This window comes from Paenibacillus baimaensis, from assembly GCF_025567575.1.
Genome location: NZ_JAOQIO010000123.1, coordinates 53,630 through 72,604, shown reverse-complemented (window position 1 = coordinate 72,604; position 18,975 = coordinate 53,630). Strand labels below are relative to the sequence as shown.

The window sequence follows — 18,975 nt, the reverse complement described above, 5'->3', positions numbered from 1 at the left end:
GAGAGTTTGGTGAGACGTAATACGCTCAAAGGGGTATACAAACTGCTCCATCGGTTAGGCTTTAACTATACAAAGGCGATTTATACGCTGGTGCGGGCCGATCAGGAGAAACACAAAAGCAGTTCCGTGTAGTAGTGACACTGCCCGAACTCAAAGAAGAGCTTTCTCAAGGGTAGATCGATCATCTTTTATTTGAAGATGAATCGATAATATGGGCATATTTGGATTTGCGGTATAACTGGTTTCCCCACGGGGCAACAGCGAAAGATTGCCACCCATGGTGAGCATAAAGGCGCCAAATTGTTTGCAGCGATCAACTACGAAACCGGACATGTGATCCATCGAGAAGAAGAAAAGTTTACGGTCAATGTATTTCAACGTTTTCTGGATGATATTCTGCAAAGCAATCCAGAAGGTCAAATTGTCATCGTGCTCGACAATGCGCGTACCACATCACGCCGATGAAATTCAGTCGTTTCTATGTCAGCATCCGCGGCTCCGTTTGGTTTACTTACCGAAATACAGCCCTGAGTTTATTCCCGTAGAATGCTTATGGAAATGGCTGAAGCACGATGTGGTGAACAATGTCTATTTCCATAAATTTTACGTCATCCGTTCTCATGTCGCAGCTTTCATGAAACGCGTCAATCAATCGCCGCTTGAAGTCATTGATCGTTTGCTCGTTCGAGTGTGAAATTTTTCAGTTCAACTTATCATAGTGGATAAATTTGTAATAAAAAAGGAATGTGAAAAAATAATGTCAGTTGAGAAAAATGCTAATACAAAAAATAGACAAACTATTTACTTTTTTTGTGATGAAAAAAGAAATGTTGATAAATATGTTGGGTATTTCTTAAGAGATTAATCAAAAAATGTTGAGAGATTAGTAGTTGTAGTTAATGGTATTATTAATGATGAAGGAAGAAAAACATTATTAGGAATTTCAACAGATTTAATAGTTAGAGATAACACTGGTCTTGATGTTTGGGCTTATAAAATCGCGATAGATTATATGCGACTTTTGGGGAATAACTAGACATCATGAAACGAATTATGAATTTTTTAAAACAAAATACGGATATGTACCAGAACACATACAATCAAGTTTTATGGCCATTAGAAACAAAATGTTAAATAGTGATGATTATAAATCATTATGCCAATGATTAATACTTATCATGACCTATGCAGTTTGTGGTAACAACTGGTAATTCAGAGGTTTTGCTGTAACCCAAAGAAGCATTAAATAATGATGTGGCCAAAATAATCGAATAAGTCTTGCAAAACGTTTCACTTCAATGTCAAAAGTAAGGTAGATTCGCTCTTGACCTTTGTAGGTTCTTTTGCGGGTTTGGCAACGAGTGTGGAAAAGGCCGCGGACCATTTCGCCGTGGGTGCAGCCGGGTTCTGGACGAAAACTAGCTGGATCGGCAACCCGCAGTAGGTTTGAGAGAAATGGACCCCAAAATCTCCGATTTGGTCAAATGTGGAAGCGTCGCATACAGTTCTTTCAGTGACATTCGCTTATCTCCAATTCGGTAACGTTGTTTCATATCTTTGATCATGCTGATGACGTGTAAGCCGTTAGACATCAGGCTACGCAGCAGTGGAGAGTGGGTGAACCAGCTATCCATCAAGACAAAATCTGCTGTAAAACCAGCCTGAATCGCACGATCCAAGAGAGCTACAGCCGCTTCGGATTTCCGTGAAAATGCCTCTAGACGCCGTTTGTAACCTTGTGTACGTTTGGACAGTTGTTCCTTCATTTCACAGAAATGATTCGTAAATTTAGCCGAACTAAGCATGACGAAATCGATGGGAGCAAAGCAAAACCAGGATGATTCAGGAAACGATAGACCACATCTTTACCTTGTAGCGAAGTGCGGCTGCACTCGAGTAAACGAGTCCAACTGCGTTGCTGGATAACTAAGGTGAAGATAAGCTGAAACACAGCAAGAGCCGAAGTCCACACGATTTGCGGATGCCAGCCTGGCGAAGCAATGGACCGATTCAAGGAAAATATAGTTGAAAAGCGTTCCTCACACTTTTCTGACAGGGAGTTGCAGTCTAACATAGGGTTACGCACCTTTCTGTTTGAGATGGTAAGCTCGACACTTCCATTTTACCAAACGTGAAAGTTGTTTTTCTGTCAAGTTCGCTAATTTTTATCCTTCAACCCTAGTAACATCAACATTTAAGGGCACTTTCAAGGTACGAAACTTGAGTTATTGATATTATAGTAATTAACAGAGCTTTTTAGCAAAAAGTAATAATAATTCTAAAATTGCTTTTTATTTTTAAATTATAAACTATGTAAGAAAAGAGGATAAGTTAATGGTTTTTTCATCAATAATATTCATATTTGGGTTTTTACCAATTGTTTTATTGTTATATTATGTATGTAATAAAGAATATAGAAATATTTACTTAGCAATAGTAAGTTTTTTATTTTATTCCTTTGGTGGTCCAAAATATTTGATTATAATGTGTATATCAATTTTAATAAATTATTCTTTGAGTTTATTAATTAATTATATTACAAATGTAAAAGAAGAGTTAAAAAGGAATAGAAGGTTAGTATTATTTTTAATAGTTTTTTTAAACCTTTTATTGTTGTTTTATTTTAAATATTTTGACTTTACATTGCATACCATTAATGGTATTTTCAACACCTCTATACCAATAAAAAATATTATACTCCCTATTGGAATTTCGTTTTATACTTTTCAAGGTTTATCATATAGTTTGGATGTATATATGGGGAAAATTAAAGTGCAAAAAAATATTATTAACTTAGCAATTAATTTTTCCTTTTTTCCACATCTTATTGCAGGGCCAATAGTACGATTTAAAGATGTAAATGACCAAATATATCATAGAGAATGCACCTCTGATAAATTTGTTGAAGGTATACATAGATTTATTATTGGGTTAGCTAAAAAGGTAATAATAGCTGATAATATGGCTTATGTTACAGACCAAATTTTTGGGTTAGAGCCTAGTAATCTTACAGCACCTATTGCTTGGTTGGGCATTATATGCTACACGTTGCAAATCTATTTTGATTTTAGTGGTTATTCCGATATGGCTATTGGACTTGGCAAGATGTTTGGTTTTGAATTTTTAGAAAACTTTAATTATCCTTATATATCAAAATCTATAACTGAATTCTGGAGAAGGTGGCATATCTCGCTTTCTAGTTGGTTTAGGGATTATCTTTACATACCATTAGGTGGTAACAGAAAAGGTAATGTTTATTTTAACTTAATCGTTGTTTTTTTCGTTACTGGTCTTTGGCATGGTGCATCATGGAATTTTATAGTTTGGGGCTTGTATTATGGTGTTTTTTTGATTTTCGAAAGAATTTTTAAACAATTTAATATTAATATTAAAATCCCTGCACCTATTAAATGGTTTTATACAATTATAGTTGTTATAATTGGTTGGGTGTTTTTTAGATCACCTGATCTAACATATGCTATTGGATATTTAAAAGTAATGTTTGGACTAGGACAAGCAACATTATCAAATATAAATATTCTTTGGTATATGCAACCAGAATATTTATTTATATTTTTACTTGGTGTTATATTCTCATTTCCTATTAAAAATAAACTTTTGTCTTTTGATTTTATAAAAAATAAAAAGACAAGATTTGTGATTTATAATTTCAGCTTATTTTGTTTATTTATAATTGCTATTGTGTATGTTATGAGTTCTACATATAGTCCATTTATTTATTTTAGATTTTAAGGAGAGTACAAGTAATGAAAAAAATAAGTGTTATTTTTATAATCATTTTTATTTTATTTATATCTTTACCACTGTTATTTTCTAATAGGATACAAGGCGCAGTATCAAAAGGCGAAAATAAAGTTCTTGCAAATTTTCCTGTTTTATTTGAAGCTAATACTGGTATAATAAATACACAGTTCTTAAGTGGCTTCGAGACATGGATAAATGACAATATAGGATTTAGAAATGTTTTATTAAAGCTACATGCTGAAATATCTTTTAATATTTTTAATACATCACCAACAAGCTCAGTTGCTATTGGTAAAGATGGATGGTATTTCTACAAAGAGATGGGTGCTGGAGGCAATTGGATTAACAATATGACAATTGCTATTGACAAGTATCCTATTGATGATATTGGATATAAAAAGATTGCAAAAATTCAAGAAAATGTAAAAAAATATTTAAACTCTAAGGGTATCGATTATATTTTTGTTGGTGCTCCTGGTAAAGTTAGCGTATACCCAGAGTACATAAAAGGTCTTAAGCCAAGTACGATTGAAACTCCGGTTGATAAACTGGGCAAAGAGCTGCCAAGTGATTTTGATTATATTAATCCAAAAGCAAAAATTATCGAGCAGAAACCAAATAAACTAATGTATAAAAAGACAGATTCACATTGGACGGATTATTCTGTTTATTTAACTTACGGACTAATTAAAGATGTCATAAAAGATAAAAAATATTTTTATGACGCTATGTTATATACTAAAGAAGTTGATGTGACAAATCAGTTTGATTTTGCAAATATGATTGGTTATAATTTGGTAGGAAATGAGACTGTACCAACCCTCGAGGTTGAAAATCCAAATGTTAAAGAAGTAGAAAATCCTGAATTAAAAAATTATATATATAGTCAGCAACACGTGGATCAATTTTTCACTAATGGTGGAATACAATTTTATTCGAACGAAAAAGCAAAAGGTACACTATTACTTGTTTGTGATTCATTTTTCTATGGTATTATGCCGCAATATTTGGGAGAAAACTTTAAAAATGTAATCGTTGTTCGTTCTGATGATTTAAATGAAGATGTTATTAATAAGGTTAAACCAGACTTGGTAATATATGAATCTGTAGATAGAGCTTTTAGTTATAGATTACAAAATGATGGATTCTTGGAACCTTCGAAATTCATTAAATCAGAAGTATATACAAAAAATATTCCTATAAGTAATAATAAAAAACCTTCAATGTTCATTGATAAATTTAATGGTAATCCTATATATACCACACAATTATATGTTAACAATGATAGCAATGAAGTTAATTTAAATGGGTGGGCTGTGGATAACTTATCTAATTCCGAAACTTCAGAAGTTATAATTAAAGTTGGAGATAAATATTTTCAAAGCAAATCTAACATTTCGAATGAAACTGTTGTTAATTACTTCAATAATCCAAATTATCTTAATTCAGGCTTTAGTGCAGTTTTAAATAAAGATGAAGTTTTAAAGGCAAAAGAAATATCTGTTATAGTAGTTTCTAAAGATGGAAAATATAGCTACGAGCCTAGTGTTTACAAAATCGTAACATCATAAATTTTGAATATGGAGTAAAAATGAAAAAGATAAATGTTATATTTATAATTGTTTTTGTTTTAATTATTGCTTTTCCGTTATTATTTGCTAATAAGAAAGCGGGAGTAATATCAAAACAAGAGAATAAGGCTCTTGTAAGTTTTCCCGTCTTTCTTTCAACAGGTAAGTAAATAAAGATTACTTGAATCAATTTGAAGCATGGATAAATGATAATATAGGTTTTAGAAATGTCTTTTTACGACTACATGCTGAAACATCATATAACATATTAAAGACCTCACCAACTAAAGATGTTGTTATTGGGAAAAATAACTTCTTGTTTTCAACATATGGGTTTTCTAGATATACCAATTGGCAAATATCCTATGTTGGAAACTGCCATATAGGGACACTGGCTCCCTCGTTCATGTTATTGAATCTAGTATAATCTGTGTCTACTATTCAGTCTAACTGCACATCGTACATATTTGCGACACGTTGCTTGAAGCGATGATCGTATCTCCATCGATAGATCAGCATCGGTCTTTTGCAAAGTAGTGCATGGCCCTTTTTAAGATTTCGTTTTTCTCTTTCAGTTCACGGATCGATTTCTCATCAGCTTTTAACTGCCCGCTGCCGGAAACGCTTTGTTACCATTCTGTTTAAATTCTGCTAACCAGCAGTACAGCGTATTCTCGTGAAGCCCCATCTCTTGGGCTACCTGCGCCACCGTCTTCACATCTTCTTGAATGAGTTGAACGGTATGCATCTTGAATTCTTTGTCGTACTTTTTCGTCATCTCGGACACCTTTTTTATGAATGCTTTATATTTTCGATTCTCGGTTCTCTATGTCTATGATTAAGTCTAGCATCATACTTCAAATAATTTACTATGCCCATTTTATACTTTTGAATTGGATTCATGGTATACTACGTGATAGTATACTATGAACAATAATGGTACATTGGAGATTAAAAATGGACTTAAGTATTATTATCCTAAACTACAATACATGTGAATTAACGTTGAATGCCATTCAATCAGTATATGATTCTCAAACTTCTTTTTGTTATGAGATTATTGTTGTAGATAATCATTCGTCTGATGCTTCTGTTGTGGAGATTAAACGTAGATATCCTAATGTAAGACTGGTTGAAAATCCAAGCAACGATGGTTTTTCTAAAGGTAATAATATTGGGATTAAATTGGCTACCGGGCGATATATATTATTGTTAAACTCAGACACGATTATAGATTCCGACTCCTTGCAGACTATGATTGCTTTTATGGATCAGAATCTGTCTATTGGAGCTGCCGGATGCAAAATTGTCCTTCCTGACGGATCGCTGGATAAAGCCTGTAAAAGGGGGTTTCCAACGCCGTTAGCTTCGTTCTACTACGCTTTTGGCATTTCCAAGCTTTTTCCTAAGGTTTCGCGATTTAATCAATACCAGCTGGGATATCTCGATCCCGATCAGGACTATCCTGTTGATTGTTTGGTCGGTGCTTTTATGATGGTAAGGAAAGAAGCCATTGATCAAGTAGGCATGCTGGACGAGGACTTTTTTATGTACGGAGAAGATATTGATTGGTGTTACAGAATCAAACAAGGTGGATGGCGGATTCATTACTATCCTTACACTCAAATCGTACATCACAAGGGCGCGAGCAGCAGACGTAAGCCTTTTAAAATCATATATGAATTTCACCGGGCTATGTATTTATTTCATAAAAAGCATTATCAGAAAAAGTATAATTTTTTAATTAATGGACTGGTTTATTTGGGTATTGCTTTGAAATTTATTTTATCCTTGGCATTAAATCGATTTGGATCCGTGAGGTGATTCTGCTTGGTTAGGCAAAGCCAAAAATTTTTATCCCAATTGTATGCTCTATCAGATTTCTTTTGCATACAACTCGTGTTCTTATTCTCATGGTGGCTGAAGTTTGACAGTGGTTTTATTCCATTCGATCATACACTTCCTTTTAACAGGTACGTTTTGTGGAGCTCCATCTATGGTGTTATTGCTATATTTATTAGTTATTTTATGAATTTTTATACTCCGAAACGCAAGAAACGATTTTCTTATGAATTGTTTACCATTGTCCAGGTACATTTGATCAGTTTGATGTTCTTGTTAAGCTTTTTGTTCGTTTTTAAGGAGCTTGATGTCTCTCGTTCTTATTTATTGTTATTTTTAATCAACAATATTTTGTTTGTTAGCTTCTATCGGTACATTTTAAAGACAACATTAAAACGTTATCGGCAAAAGGGTTATAATAAGCAATACGTGCTTATTGTGGGTGCAGGCTCGTTAGGCAAAAAGTTCTATGATAATCTGGCTCTTCATCCAGAATTGGGTTATGAAGTAGTAGGATTTTTGGATGATTATCAATCCGTGCATGAGCACAGTTCGAAAAATTATAAGCCAATTCTTGGTAAGGTTGATGAGTTAGAGTATTTTCTGGGGAAAGATTTGGTCGATGAGGTCATTATTGCTTTGCCTTTGTATGCCCACGAGAAATATCCCCAAATTATTAATGCCTGTGAAAAAGCAGGGGTAAAAACTTTGATTATACCGGACTTTTACGGTTATTTGCCATCAAAACCTTTCTTTGATAATTTTGCAGGTATTCCTTTGATCAATGTCAGAGATATTCCTTTGGATGAATTTCGAAATCGTTTCTTCAAAAGAGCATTTGATTTGTTATTTGCTTCCATAGCCATAATATTGATTAGTCCGGTGCTTATACTTGTTGCCATAGGAATAAAATGGACTTCCCCTGGACCGATCATTTTCAAGCAAGAACGTGTTGGGTTAAATAGACGAAATTTCATGATGTATAAATTTCGTTCGATGAGAGTTCAGACAGAAGCAGACTCGGATACCCAATGGACTGTAGAAAATGACCCCCGTAAAACGAAGTTTGGTTCATTTTTACGTAAGACTAGCTTGGATGAGCTGCCACAGTTTTTTAATGTATTATTCGGTCATATGAGTGTAGTAGGGCCGAGGCCAGAGAGACCATTTTTCGTAGAGCAGTTTAAAGGTGAGATTCCTAAATATATGGTTAAGCATCACATTCGGCCTGGTATTACGGGGTGGGCTCAGTCAAATGGGCTTCGGGGGGATACTTCGATTGAAGACAGGATTAAATTAGATATTTTTTATATTGAGAATTGGAGTTTCTTGTTTGATATTAAAATAATTTTTCGAACTATCATTAATGGATTTGTAAATAAAAATGCATATTGAGTATCGATGTAACTCCTATAATCGACTGGTTATGGGAGTTTTTTCTTTTGCATATGCTTTGTTACTATAGTTGCAACAAACTTAGAAATGCCAATTTAGCAGTGATAAATGTCACATTATACTAATCAAACATAAGGTACAATAATAGTATCCAATATCATACAAATGATAAAAGAATGTAAATCCATACTAGGAGGTTTAAATTAATGGCTAAAAATGAAATCTTGATCCCTGAGAATCCTGTATCGAGTTTTTTGTTCAGCAGTACCAGAGCAGGGGCGCTATGGCTAATTGTTCGCTTATATGTTGGTTATTCGTGGATTACAGCAGGCTGGGGAAAAGTAACAAGTGAGGCTTGGACGGGCGCTAAAGCAGGTACTGCATTGCAAGGCTTTATAAAAGGATCGTTAGCTAAAGCTGAAGCCGGCAAAGATGTTACAGGCTGGTATGCACAGTTTCTCGAGAATATAGTGCTTCCGAATACGAAAGTATTGGGATTTGTGGTCGCTTTTGGGGAACTGCTTGTAGGGCTGGGATTGATTTTGGGGCTTTTAACGGGGATAGCTGCTTTTTTTGGCGGAGTGATGAATGTGAGCTTTTTATTTGCAGGAACTTTAAGCACGAATCCTATCCTCTTTATCTTAGCGACCTGGCTTGTGCTGGCATGGAAGAATGCGGGCTGGTACGGTCTTGACCGCTGGGCATTACCATTTCTCGGAACGCCATGGGGTCGTAAATCATCTGCGGACAGCCTAAGAACAACTCATTTATAGTAGTGCTTCGCAATTGAGCAGTACCTTTAGATCGATCTGATAAAAAAAGTTTGTGTTTTGCAAAATGAGGTCAGCCAGAAACTTCTGGCTGGCCTTTTTGTATTATACCTGGTTTACAAAGGGCAAAGATGGAACGTGAAGGCTCGGCTCTCTTCTAATCCTTTTCAACAAGCTAAACTTTCACAGCTCGTCATCCTTGTCTGCATAATCGTCCAAGTCCCCACATAGACATGTTATCAGTTGCTTTTACTTATGTCTGGAGGGGATTGGAATGCGGCGGTTCACGTGGGTGATTGCCTTGGTGGTGTCTTTAAGCTTGGTGCTGGCAGGTTGCGGCAAGAAGGATGCAGGGGCAGTTGTGAAGGATTTGGACGGTGTAATCAATAAACTGGACAGCTATCAGGGCGTTGGACGGATGGTGCTGAATACGGGGCAGGAGCCGCAGGAGTATCAGGTGGAGGTGTGGTATCAGAACCCGCATTATTATCGGATATCACTGAAGAACGATAAGAAGGATATTACGCAAATCGTGCTGCGCAATGATGATGGAGTGTTTGTGCTAACACCGCATTTGAACAAGAGCTTCCGATTCCAGAGCGATTGGCCGGAAAATCAGGGACAGGTGTATTTGTACCAGTCGTTGGTGCAAAGCATTATCATGGATAAGGATCGTCAGTTTATAACCGATCCTAACGCGTATGTGTTTGATGTGATGGCCAATTACCAGAACGGCTCGTTGGCGCGGCAAAAGATTTGGTTGGACAAAAAGAATTATTCGCCGAAACATGTGGAGGTATCGGATGCGAATGCGAATGTGATGGTGATTGTAGATTTTAGCCAATTCGAGTTCGGAAAGAAATTCGAAAAGGATTCTTTTGATATGCAGCGTAATATGACAAGCTGGAACCTGAAATCACTGCCTACTGCAGCGGCGGCCAATGGTACGAAAGCAGCGAATACAGCAAACAATGCATCCGCTGGCAATGGGATCGTTAGCAGCGGGACAGTGGGAAGTAGTGCCGCGGTTGCAGGTACGTCTGATGGATCAGGAAAAGCAGCAGGAAGTACAACAGGTGCAGCAGGCCAAGGGACTACAGGTGCAGTTAGCCAGGGTGCTTCAAGCACAGCAAGCGGCACAGGGACCCAAGCCAAGGCTCCTGGTACTAACACGAACGGCGCGGTAAGCAGTACTTCACCAGCAGGCGCAGCGGCCAGCACGAGCACGAGTGCCCCCGCTGGTGCGGCACAAGCTCAATTTGGCGTGATCGAACCTTTTTATACACCAAGTGGTGTGAAGCGGCAGGATATGAACGAGATTAAGCTGGGTGAAGAAAAGGCGATGATGCTTCGCTACTCAGGCAAATTTAACTATACGCTGGTGGAGTCGCGTCCGCAGGCGCAGACGGTATCGGCGCTGCCGGGAGATATTGTTGATCTTGGCTATACGCTGGCTGTCATTACAGGTGGAGAGAAGAAGATGCTGACATGGACGTACGATGGTGTTGAGTTCCGGCTATCTACGGCAGATCTTCCGATGACCGAGATGATTAAAGTGGCTCAAGCTGTTCAGGGTGAGACAGGTAAATAGGAATCGCTTCACCAAGCAATTGCTGGATGCAGCCAATGTTTGCCAAGGCCTCCTTGTCATCATATTGTCATTGACACCCGGTGAAGAACGGATTACCATTAGTTACATTGAATATTTTCGAATAGCTGCAACTTGGGGAGGTTCCTTGATTCAAGGGACTTCTCTTGATTGTTAGGAGAAGGTGGATGTGTATGGATTCGTATTTTCGTCCGACACGGGTGGAGATTTCTTTGGATGCGCTGCGGGCTAATTTGCAGGGATTTCGTCGGGTTTTGCCTGAGCATGTCAATATGATGGTTGTGGTAAAAGCCGATGCCTATGGGCATGGTGCGGTAGAAGTCAGCCGGGAAGCGCTGCGCTGTGGAGCGACGTATATTGCGGTAGCTTTTTTGGATGAAGGATTGGAGTTAAGGCAGGCAGGTATTACAGCTCCAATACTAGTACTCGGCTACACGCCCCCAGAGGGGCTGGAATGGGCCTGGAAGCACGATATAACGGTGAATGTATATAGTCATGAAGTTTTGGATGCATTTGAACGCCTTGAGCCCAGAGAGAAGCCGCTATCTATTCATATTAAAGTAGATTCGGGCATGAATCGGTTGGGTTTGGTTACTGAAGAAGAGGCGGTTGAACTGATCGAGCGAGCACACCGTATCCCGGGTTTGTTGGTGGAGGGGATTTTCACCCACTTTGCCTCTGCGGATGATGCGGATAAAACATATACGATGGAGCAGTATCGCCGGTTTGATCGTATAGTAAAAGGTTTTCGTGAGCGTGGCATTGAGTTCACCTATGTTCATGCGAGTAACAGCGCTGCCGCCATTGATTGTCCGGATGTATCTTATAATATGGTAAGACTCGGGATTGCTATGTACGGCTTATATCCCTCCGAGGAAGTAAACCATCAGATTATTGATTTGGAGCCTGTACTCAGCATTAAAACGGGTGTAGTGATGGTCAAAAGCCTACCTCACGATTCAGGAGTCAGCTATGGTACAATTTACCGGACACAAGGCGAGGAAACGATAGCAACGCTTCCGATCGGGTATGCGGATGGGTTCTCGAGGATGCTGACGGGTAAGGCCGAGGCTTTGGTTAGAGGTAAGCGGGTGCCGATTGTCGGCAGAATTTGTATGGATCAATGTATGGTAAATGTGACCGGGATGGATAATATTCTTAACGAAGAAGAAGTTGTGATTATTGGTAAGCAGGGTGATCAACGGATTACAGCGGAAGAGCATGCCGATTGGCTGGGTACCATTAATTATGAGATCACCTGTATGATTTCACATCGTGTACCCCGTGTCTACATTCGTGATGGAGCTGTGGTTTCTACGGTTAATCCTTTGATGCGCTAAGGTTAGAGCGAATGGTTCCGTAAATGTGGGTATCTTTTCCTATCATTTTTTTGTAGCTGCGGGAAAGGATTTTGTCGATGTATCGCGAATATGTATAACACATACTTCTGGGAATGCTGCTTACACATTTTTGGAGTTATAGCGGTATAACATATTAGCTATACGAAGCGCATATACTGATTTGAATAAATTGTCTGTATATTCGCCATAATGGTACTAATGTTTGTATGTTTTTGGGGGTGTATGCTTGGTGTCCAATGCGCATAACACGAAACGCATCATGATTAGCTTGCCTGACTATCTGCTTCAGGAAGTGGATGGGATCGTGGAGAAGGAAAACTCCAATCGAAGCGAATTTATTCGGCAGGCGATGAAGCTGTATTTGGTGGAACGGAAAAAACGTCACCTGAGGGAATCGATGCAGCGCGGTTACATGGAGATGGCAAAGATCAATTTAAACATGGCTTCGGAAGCGTTTCAGGCGGAGGAAGAAGCGGATAACACACTTGACCGTTTAGTAAGCGGGGTGTAACTATTGATTGTTAAACGTGGAGATGTATTTTTTGCAGATCTATCTCCGGTCGTAGGATCGGAGCAAGGCGGTATTCGACCTGTACTGATTATTCAGAACGATATCGGTAACCGTTTTAGTCCTACTGTGATTGTGGCGGCGATTACTGCCCAGATTCAAAAAGCAAAGCTGCCTACGCATGTAGAGATTGAAGCGGAAGCCCATGGCTTTGACAGGGATTCTGTTATTTTATTGGAGCAAATTCGTACGATTGATAAGCAGCGTCTTACAGATAAAATCACACATCTGGATGAAGAGACGATGCGTAAGGTGGACGATTCACTGCAAATTAGCGTGGGACTAATTGAGTTTTGATGCATGCAGGGATGATGACGAGGGGTCCGCTTGGTGGACTTCTCGTTTTTTTATTTAGCTGAGGAGGCAATGAATTGATGGCAAAAGAAGAATTGCTGCAAATGGAAGAAGGCAAGACGAATATAGAGCTGGATGGTGCGATGAAAGCTGCGATACTGGAGCGTATCCAGAAGCAGATTGCAGTCGAGCTGCAGCTGCCTGAGGGTAAGGTGCGCACGACGGTAGGTTTGTTGGATGAAGGGAATACGATTCCTTTTATCGCCCGGTACCGTAAAGAGATGACAGGAGAGCTGGATGAGAACCAGCTGCGGGATATTGAAGAGCGGTTGGCTTATCTACGTAATCTGGAAGCGCGCAAGCTTGAGGTTATCCGGCTTATTGATGAGCAGGACAAGCTGACAGATGAATTGAAGATATCGATCGAAAAGTCGGTCAAGCTGCAGGAGCTTGAGGATCTATACCGTCCGTATCGCCAGAAGCGGAAAACAAGAGCCAGCGTAGCCAAAGAAAAAGGCCTGGAGCCTCTTGCCAGGTGGATTTTGTCCCAGCCACGTCAGGGTGATCTGCTGGTGGAAGCAGGCAAATATGTGAACGAAGAGAAAAACGTCAAGACAGCCGACGAAGCGATTCAAGGTGCCAAGGACATTATTGCCGAGCAGATCGCAGATGATGCCAAGGTGCGCGCCTGGGTGCGAAGGTTTACTTTTGACCAAGGCATTGTACATACGGAAGCGAAGGATGCGGCTGTAGAATCCGTGTACGAGATGTACTATAGCTACCAGGAGCCGGTACGCAAGCTGCCACCACATCGGATTTTGGCGATTAATCGCGGGGAACGTGAGGATGTGCTGCGAGTGGCACTCGAGGTGCCCTCAGATCGAATTCATGACTATATGAACAAACAGCTGATTAAAGGACCTTCGGTTGTCAGAGATACACTGATTGCGGTTGTGGAGGATGCTTACAAACGGCTGCTGGCTCCATCGGTTGATCGGGAAGTGCGCAATGAAATGACCGAAAAGGCGGAGGAGCAGGCGATCGAGGTTTTTGCCGAGAATTTGCGTAATTTGCTGCTGCAGGCCCCGGTTAAAGGCAAGGTAGTGCTTGGTGTTGACCCGGCATTTCGGACAGGCTGTAAGCTCGCTGTGGTTGATGATACAGGCAAAATGCTGGAGATTGCGGTTACCTATCCAACACCACCGAATAACAAAATAACAGAGGCCAAGGCGAAGTTCCATAAGCTGATTGAATCCTACAGTGTCGAACTGATAGTTATTGGCAACGGTACGGCTTCACGGGAGACGGAGCAGTTCGTAGCCGAATTGATTGCTGAGATCAAAAACCGCAGCTTGCAATATTTAATCGTCAATGAGGCAGGTGCGAGTGTGTATTCAGCCTCCAAGCTGGCCCAAGGTGAATTTCCGGACCTTGACGTGGCTGAGCGCAGCGCTATCTCCATAGCAAGACGGATCCAGGACCCGCTCGCGGAGCTTGTGAAAATCGAACCGAAGGCGATCGGTGTAGGGCAATACCAGCATGATGTGACGCAAAAAAGACTGGATGAAAGTCTCACCTTTGTCGTGGAATCGGCAGTGAACCATGTTGGTGTAGATGTGAATACGGCTTCGCCATCGTTATTGTCTTACGTTTCCGGTATCAACAGTACACTGGCGAAGAACATTGTCAAATACCGTGAGGATAACGGCAAATTCACCAATCGCTCGCAGCTGCAAAAGGTACCGCGTCTTGGTGCGAAGGCCTATGAGCAGTGTGCCGGCTTTATGCGCATTAGCGAGGGCAAAAATCCGCTGGACAACACACCTATTCATCCAGAATCCTACGACGCGGTGGACAAGCTGTTCCGTGAGTTGAAGCTGGAGCTGAAGGAAGTGGGCTCTCAGAAGCTGAAAGAGCTGCTGCAGGCGGTTGAGCCGGTGGAGCTGGCTACCAAGCTTGGCGTTGGTGTACCGACGCTGCGTGATATTTTAGATAGCTTGCAGCGCCCGGGTCGTGATCCACGGGATGAGCTGCCGGCACCGATTTTTCGTACGGATGTACTGAAGATTGAGGATTTGACTGCTGGGATGGAGCTGCAGGGTACGGTTCGCAATGTAATCGATTTTGGCGCTTTCGTCGATATCGGGATCAAGAACGATGGGCTGGTTCATATTTCACAGCTGAGCAACACGTTCGTTAAGCATCCGAAGGATGTCGTTTCTGTTGGCGATACCGTAACCGTGAGGGTACTCAGTGTCGACTTGAAAAAAGGGCGGGTAAGCCTGACGATGAAAAATCCTTCCTGATTTTTTGAACAATACCAATAAATTGAAATAGAGCATAGCCCGGTGAGTGAGGACTCGCTGGTCTGTGCTCTAACTGTTTTGGGGTGTTGTGGATTTGGCTACAGCTGGGATGTAGACGATTCCTCGACGCGTGTCCGGTAAAAAAACCAGCAATCGTTCAACAGACGGATTTGTCTGCGGTTTTTGTTGTAATAGGCTCTCATTAATTGATTGCACAGCCATTGTGGCAAAAGAACCAGCCCCCTTCCCGACCTGCCTTGATCAAGTTAAAAAGGCGTCTACGCAGCCTTTAACTTTTTCTCGATGGTTTAGGATATGGCAGGGTGGGCGTGTGGGTGCAGGTCCTAATTGGTCAGTTCTTCTTCATCCTCGTACCACTGCTCAAGCTGGGCCTGCAGGGCGCGGATTTCGGTCAACAAGGAGACGAGCGGATAAGCCTGCTCGTTAATCGCGGCAAACGTTTGCTCAAGCTGGTTGATATATGCCAATCCATGATGAAGCGTGTAGCCCGTGCTTACCAAATCCAGGGCGTCGCATTCGGCAATCACCTTGGGTAAGGAAGGTATGTTCGAAGCGGTCAGCTTTTCCAATTCCTTATGCAAACGCAAATGCAAAGCGGTCAGCTGGTACGCATGTGTTGCAGGCATTTCGACAAATTCAATATGATCATTGTACTGAAGGATAGTGTATCTCATTGTGGACATAGTCGATTAGGACTCCTCTCGTGCTTGTGGTTCGGTTAAATGCTGCAAAAATAGGAAAATGCGTTTACCTACTTGACAGTGTAGCCTATGCTGCGGTTACAATTCAAGTGAGAATATGAAAAGAAAAGCGATGCTGTGAAAGAAGGGAAGTCATGGAGGACGAACAACTTCAGCAATGGGTGGAGCGAATTTCGCTGGCGTTCTTTGGGCGTCCTTTTTTGCATAAGGCTACCTTCAATGGAAGATTAACCTCAACAGGTGGACGGTATTTCACCAAATCTCACCATATCGAGATCAGTCGGCGGCAGCTCGAACAGTTTGGTGCGGACGATGTCGAAAAGATCATTAAACACGAGCTGTGCCATTACCATTTGCATATTTTGGGGCGTGGCTACCAGCATCGGGATGAGGAATTCAAAACCTTGCTGCAAAAGGTGGGCGGGACGCGATTTTGCCGTTCCTTACCTACGGTTAAGCGTAAGGAGCCTTATCGCTATAAATTGGTTTGTACAAGCTGTCGGACTGAATATATACGTAAAAGAAAGCTGGATCCGAAGAAATATGCTTGTGGAAATTGCAGCGGGAAATTGAAGCTGATCAAGCTTGACTTGCAGCAGCATTCGTGATAAATTAACAATTGTTGTTCCCTGATAGCTCAGTTGGTAGAGCACTCGACTGTTAATCGAGTTGTCACAGGTTCGAGTCCTGTTCGGGGAGCCATTTCTTTAAGGAGAGATACCCAAGTGGCTATAAGGGGACCCTCTGCTAAGGGGTTAGACTGCGTAAGTGGTGCGAGGGTTCGAATCCCTCTCTCTCCGTAAAATAGCAAGCAATGAAACCGCCGTGTAAAATGGCGGTTTTTTGCTGCTCTCGGAGGGTCAAGAGGGGTTCGAACTCGAGCAGAGGGGGCGTCGGAGCGGCGTTGTAGGCCGCGTAGCCTCGTGTATGGAGTCGCGGGCAACCCTCTTTTGTAACGAATTCATAAATGGAACTGAAAAAACACTTGTCAACGGCAGAATGTTTAAGTTATAATAAATTTTGTCGCCATATCGGTGATAAGTTATCCCTCAATTTGATTTCTTATACGCGGTCGTGGTGGAACGGCAGACACGCTATCTTGAGGGGGTAGTGTCCTATGGACGTGCGGGTTCAAATCCCGCCGACCGCATCGTAGATGAACAGTTTTGTTAATTTTTAAGGTTATGATTAGATAGTGTTTATCTCAGGACACGATTCCAATCCATTAAACCACTTTCTTATCAGGACATTAAATTCTGAATAGGGAGTGGTTTTTTTGCTTAAATTTACTACCCAAGAGTTCTAAGTAAGGGCTCTTTTTCCATATTTTCATTTCACTTTCTAAGCGGAAATGTTAAACTGCTGCTACTGGTCGTACAGCATGTTCAGTGTAATGCTATGAATATTTCAGAATAAAGTTTTAGAAAACTAATGAAAATACAGTATAAATACGATATAGTCGTATTGGTAAATTTTACTTCAAGGAGCGAGAAAACATGGGAGGAAAGCCCTGTTTTATGCTTATTCTAAGCATTTGTTTTATGGTGACTATTTCTGCTTGTACAAGCAAAGAAGAAAAAATTGCTTCAATAAAAAGTGAAGTAGACCCATTGGTGAAAGCAGAAAAATATGAAGAAGCAATCACAAAATACGAAGAGATTTTAAAGATTACAGATAATGCTACATACACGGCAGAACTTGATGGCATAAAGAAGAAAAACGAAGAAATGAAAATTGAACAAGCGAAAAAGGAAGAAGAAGCAAAGAAGGCAGAAGAAGAAAAGAAAAAAGCCGCAGAGATTCCTGAGCCATATAAAAAAGCAATGCAAAATTTCTCTAAAGGAGATGCGGAGTTAGCATTAAAATACTTAGATTTGACCATTACAGATTTTGGAGAAACAATATATAACTTAAAGGCAAATATAATGAAGAGCCATATTTTGTCTGTAAAGAGGTTAGCCGAAATCCATACATTTAATGCTTATGTAAATGGAGTCAAAAAACTTAACGATAATGGTCTGGAAAATTCTGACAGAGACAAAATAAAGAAGGTGTTAGATAACTATAGCCCTGGAATGAAAAAAACTGATACCAAACTTGCAGAAAGTATGACTTATGTACTGCAGAATTACGGAAGACTCAAGGAAGATGTTATGTATAATTCACCCATAACCTATTCTTCTGATGTTACTGAACCAGTGGAATTAAGTTATTTTGAAAAATTTGGTTATCCTCACCCAAGTAGTGACGAAATAGCAAAATACGAAAAGTATTATTTTGAATATAAGCTTAAATTATATACAAAGAGTGCATTTCGAGATAATAAAATAAAGTTTGTTGACTTTTTTTACTATGTTCCTGTATTTTCTCCTAATGAGTTATATGAACTTAAATTGAAAGAGATAATTAAACTAACGGAAGATGATAAGTATAATGAATTTCGAATAAAAGCCGAGGAAGAATTGAAATCTAACAAGGGAAATAAGTAACTTAGCTGGATGAAACAACATCTAGAAGATACGTAGAGTTGTTTTAGCACGCAATCTTGACGGGGTAGTGTCCCATGGACGTGCGGGTTCAAATCCCGCCGACCGCATACTGGTTGCAGACGAGAAGACCTTTGATGTTCAAGGGTCTTCTTTTTTTATATTGTTTATATTATTGATATCATTTTGTTGCGAAGGTTAATATGTAATGCATTCAATCTTGATGTTATCACGCCAAGTGTTTTTCTTTTACACAAAATGAACATTGTATCATGGGAATTGGCTG

General features: G+C 40.1%; 20 protein-coding genes, 3 tRNA genes and 2 pseudogenes. 20 read left to right on the top strand and 5 right to left on the bottom strand.

The features are described 5' to 3' along the window. Window positions 1-9 precede the first annotated feature (9 nt). From OB236_RS36335 to OB236_RS40275, 5 genes and pseudogenes are all read left to right on the top strand, one after another. Window positions 10-132, top strand: a complete 123-nt coding sequence (locus OB236_RS36335; protein WP_262688406.1) for a winged helix-turn-helix domain-containing protein — start codon at window positions 10-12, stop codon at window positions 130-132. A 168-nt stretch (window positions 133-300) separates the two neighbouring features. Further along, on the top strand, window positions 301-465 hold the full coding sequence (locus OB236_RS36330; protein ID WP_262688404.1) for a transposase: 165 nt from the start codon (window positions 301-303) through the stop codon (window positions 463-465). Continuing rightward, window positions 389-694 (top strand): transposase, encoded by a 306-nt coding sequence (locus tag OB236_RS36325; RefSeq protein WP_317259417.1) that lies wholly within the window; start codon window positions 389-391, stop codon window positions 692-694. Before OB236_RS36330 ends, OB236_RS36325 begins: the two co-directional genes overlap by 77 nt. A 201-nt stretch (window positions 695-895) precedes the next feature. Then, window positions 896-1,036: pseudogene (locus tag OB236_RS40280) on the top strand (rhamnan synthesis F family protein); the annotation flags it as partial. Then, window positions 1,008-1,166 carry a rhamnan synthesis F family protein gene (locus OB236_RS40275; RefSeq protein WP_408638559.1) on the top strand — a complete coding sequence of 53 codons (159 nt, stop codon included), beginning with the start codon at window positions 1,008-1,010 and terminating at the stop codon, window positions 1,164-1,166. The pseudogene OB236_RS40280 and the gene OB236_RS40275, both read left to right, overlap by 29 nt. 252 nt (window positions 1,167-1,418) lie before the next feature. On the opposite strand, the gene OB236_RS36320 is transcribed toward OB236_RS40275, so the two are convergent. Together OB236_RS36320 and OB236_RS40270 are read right to left on the bottom strand one after the other, a co-directional pair. Continuing rightward, window positions 1,419-1,766, bottom strand: a complete 348-nt coding sequence (locus OB236_RS36320) for a transposase (protein WP_262688402.1) — start codon at window positions 1,764-1,766, stop codon at window positions 1,419-1,421. Window positions 1,767-1,840: 74 nt separating this feature from the next. Next, a pseudogene (locus OB236_RS40270) lies at window positions 1,841-2,074 on the bottom strand (IS4 family transposase); the annotation flags it as partial. Window positions 2,075-2,334: 260 nt separating this feature from the next. On the opposite strand from OB236_RS40270, the gene OB236_RS36315 reads away from it, so the two are divergent. Both OB236_RS36315 and OB236_RS36310 read left to right on the top strand, forming a co-directional pair. Then, window positions 2,335-3,753, top strand: coding sequence for an MBOAT family O-acyltransferase (locus OB236_RS36315; protein ID WP_262688401.1), 1,419 nt, complete (start codon window positions 2,335-2,337; stop codon window positions 3,751-3,753). Between the two features lie 14 nt (window positions 3,754-3,767). Next, window positions 3,768-5,336, top strand: coding sequence for an alginate O-acetyltransferase AlgX-related protein (locus tag OB236_RS36310; protein WP_262688400.1), 1,569 nt, complete (start codon window positions 3,768-3,770; stop codon window positions 5,334-5,336). Window positions 5,337-5,937: 601 nt separating this feature from the next. On the opposite strand, the gene OB236_RS36305 is transcribed toward OB236_RS36310, so the two are convergent. Then, window positions 5,938-6,114 carry a transposase gene (locus OB236_RS36305; RefSeq protein ID WP_262688399.1) on the bottom strand — a complete coding sequence of 59 codons (177 nt, stop codon included), beginning with the start codon at window positions 6,112-6,114 and terminating at the stop codon, window positions 5,938-5,940. 179 nt (window positions 6,115-6,293) lie between these two features. On the opposite strand from OB236_RS36305, the gene OB236_RS36300 reads away from it, so the two are divergent. The 8 genes from OB236_RS36300 to OB236_RS36265 all read left to right on the top strand — a co-directional run bounded on the left by OB236_RS36300 (window position 6,294) and on the right by OB236_RS36265 (window position 15,481). Next, window positions 6,294-7,160, top strand: coding sequence for a glycosyltransferase family 2 protein (locus tag OB236_RS36300; RefSeq protein WP_262688398.1), 867 nt, complete (start codon window positions 6,294-6,296; stop codon window positions 7,158-7,160). A 6-nt stretch (window positions 7,161-7,166) separates the two neighbouring features. Beyond that, window positions 7,167-8,573 carry an undecaprenyl-phosphate glucose phosphotransferase gene (locus OB236_RS36295; protein ID WP_262688397.1) on the top strand — a complete coding sequence of 469 codons (1,407 nt, stop codon included), beginning with the start codon at window positions 7,167-7,169 and terminating at the stop codon, window positions 8,571-8,573. A gap of 206 nt (window positions 8,574-8,779) precedes the next feature. After that, entirely contained in the window at window positions 8,780-9,346 is a 567-nt protein-coding gene (locus tag OB236_RS36290) for a DoxX family membrane protein (RefSeq protein ID WP_262688396.1), read from the top strand. Between the two features lie 271 nt (window positions 9,347-9,617). Next, window positions 9,618-10,934, top strand: coding sequence for an outer membrane lipoprotein carrier protein LolA (locus OB236_RS36285; RefSeq protein ID WP_262688395.1), 1,317 nt, complete (start codon window positions 9,618-9,620; stop codon window positions 10,932-10,934). Between the two features lie 191 nt (window positions 10,935-11,125). After that, window positions 11,126-12,292 carry an alanine racemase gene (gene alr, locus OB236_RS36280; RefSeq protein WP_262688394.1) on the top strand — a complete coding sequence of 389 codons (1,167 nt, stop codon included), beginning with the start codon at window positions 11,126-11,128 and terminating at the stop codon, window positions 12,290-12,292. 250 nt (window positions 12,293-12,542) lie between these two features. Then, a complete protein-coding gene (locus OB236_RS36275; RefSeq protein ID WP_076235529.1) occupies window positions 12,543-12,824 on the top strand; it encodes a CopG family ribbon-helix-helix protein in 282 nt (93 codons plus the stop codon). 3 nt (window positions 12,825-12,827) lie between these two features. Continuing rightward, on the top strand, window positions 12,828-13,178 hold the full coding sequence (locus OB236_RS36270) for a type II toxin-antitoxin system PemK/MazF family toxin (RefSeq protein WP_076235415.1): 351 nt from the start codon (window positions 12,828-12,830) through the stop codon (window positions 13,176-13,178). Between the two features lie 101 nt (window positions 13,179-13,279). Continuing rightward, window positions 13,280-15,481 carry a Tex family protein gene (locus tag OB236_RS36265; protein ID WP_317259418.1) on the top strand — a complete coding sequence of 734 codons (2,202 nt, stop codon included), beginning with the start codon at window positions 13,280-13,282 and terminating at the stop codon, window positions 15,479-15,481. Window positions 15,482-15,579: 98 nt separating this feature from the next. On the opposite strand, the gene cmpA is transcribed toward OB236_RS36265, so the two are convergent. Continuing rightward, entirely contained in the window at window positions 15,580-15,711 is a 132-nt protein-coding gene (gene cmpA / locus OB236_RS36260) for a cortex morphogenetic protein CmpA (RefSeq protein ID WP_262688393.1), read from the bottom strand. Window positions 15,712-15,825: 114 nt separating this feature from the next. Further along, a complete protein-coding gene (locus OB236_RS36255; RefSeq protein ID WP_262688392.1) occupies window positions 15,826-16,185 on the bottom strand; it encodes a hydrolase/acyltransferase in 360 nt (119 codons plus the stop codon). A gap of 152 nt (window positions 16,186-16,337) precedes the next feature. Here OB236_RS36255 and OB236_RS36250 point away from each other — a divergent pair, with 152 nt between their 5' ends. The 5 genes from OB236_RS36250 (at window position 16,338) to OB236_RS36230 (ending at window position 18,692) form a co-directional block, all read left to right on the top strand. Then, window positions 16,338-16,811, top strand: coding sequence for a SprT family protein (locus OB236_RS36250; RefSeq protein ID WP_076235409.1), 474 nt, complete (start codon window positions 16,338-16,340; stop codon window positions 16,809-16,811). Between the two features lie 18 nt (window positions 16,812-16,829). Continuing rightward, window positions 16,830-16,905: transfer RNA gene (locus tag OB236_RS36245), tRNA-Asn, on the top strand. A 9-nt stretch (window positions 16,906-16,914) separates the two neighbouring features. After that, window positions 16,915-17,003: transfer RNA gene (locus OB236_RS36240), tRNA-Ser, on the top strand. Window positions 17,004-17,271: 268 nt separating this feature from the next. After that, window positions 17,272-17,353, top strand: a tRNA-Leu gene (locus tag OB236_RS36235). Between the two features lie 346 nt (window positions 17,354-17,699). Next, a complete protein-coding gene (locus tag OB236_RS36230; RefSeq protein WP_262688391.1) occupies window positions 17,700-18,692 on the top strand; it encodes an outer membrane protein assembly factor BamD in 993 nt (330 codons plus the stop codon). The last annotated feature ends 283 nt before the right edge of the window (window positions 18,693-18,975 follow it).

What these genes read in the sequence shown, in the direction of transcription:
- OB236_RS36325 (WP_317259417.1), top strand. Translation starts at nt 389, where the DNA reads ATGATATTCTGCAAAGCAATCCAGAAGGTCAAATTGTCATCGTGCTCG.
- OB236_RS36290 (WP_262688396.1), top strand. Translation starts at nt 8,780, where the DNA reads ATGGCTAAAAATGAAATCTTGATCCCTGAGAATCCTGTATCGAGTTTT.
- OB236_RS36250 (WP_076235409.1), top strand. Translation starts at nt 16,338, where the DNA reads ATGGAGGACGAACAACTTCAGCAATGGGTGGAGCGAATTTCGCTGGCG.
- OB236_RS36300 (WP_262688398.1), top strand. Translation starts at nt 6,294, where the DNA reads ATGGACTTAAGTATTATTATCCTAAACTACAATACATGTGAATTAACG.
- OB236_RS36305 (WP_262688399.1), bottom strand. Translation starts at nt 6,114, where the DNA reads ATGACGAAAAAGTACGACAAAGAATTCAAGATGCATACCGTTCAACTC.
- OB236_RS36230 (WP_262688391.1), top strand. Translation starts at nt 17,700, where the DNA reads ATGGGAGGAAAGCCCTGTTTTATGCTTATTCTAAGCATTTGTTTTATG.
- OB236_RS36320 (WP_262688402.1), bottom strand. Translation starts at nt 1,766, where the DNA reads ATGAAGGAACAACTGTCCAAACGTACACAAGGTTACAAACGGCGTCTA.
- OB236_RS36310 (WP_262688400.1), top strand. Translation starts at nt 3,768, where the DNA reads ATGAAAAAAATAAGTGTTATTTTTATAATCATTTTTATTTTATTTATA.
- OB236_RS36315 (WP_262688401.1), top strand. Translation starts at nt 2,335, where the DNA reads ATGGTTTTTTCATCAATAATATTCATATTTGGGTTTTTACCAATTGTT.
- alr (WP_262688394.1), top strand. Translation starts at nt 11,126, where the DNA reads ATGGATTCGTATTTTCGTCCGACACGGGTGGAGATTTCTTTGGATGCG.
- OB236_RS36255 (WP_262688392.1), bottom strand. Translation starts at nt 16,185, where the DNA reads ATGTCCACAATGAGATACACTATCCTTCAGTACAATGATCATATTGAA.
- OB236_RS36285 (WP_262688395.1), top strand. Translation starts at nt 9,618, where the DNA reads ATGCGGCGGTTCACGTGGGTGATTGCCTTGGTGGTGTCTTTAAGCTTG.
- OB236_RS36265 (WP_317259418.1), top strand. Translation starts at nt 13,280, where the DNA reads ATGGAAGAAGGCAAGACGAATATAGAGCTGGATGGTGCGATGAAAGCT.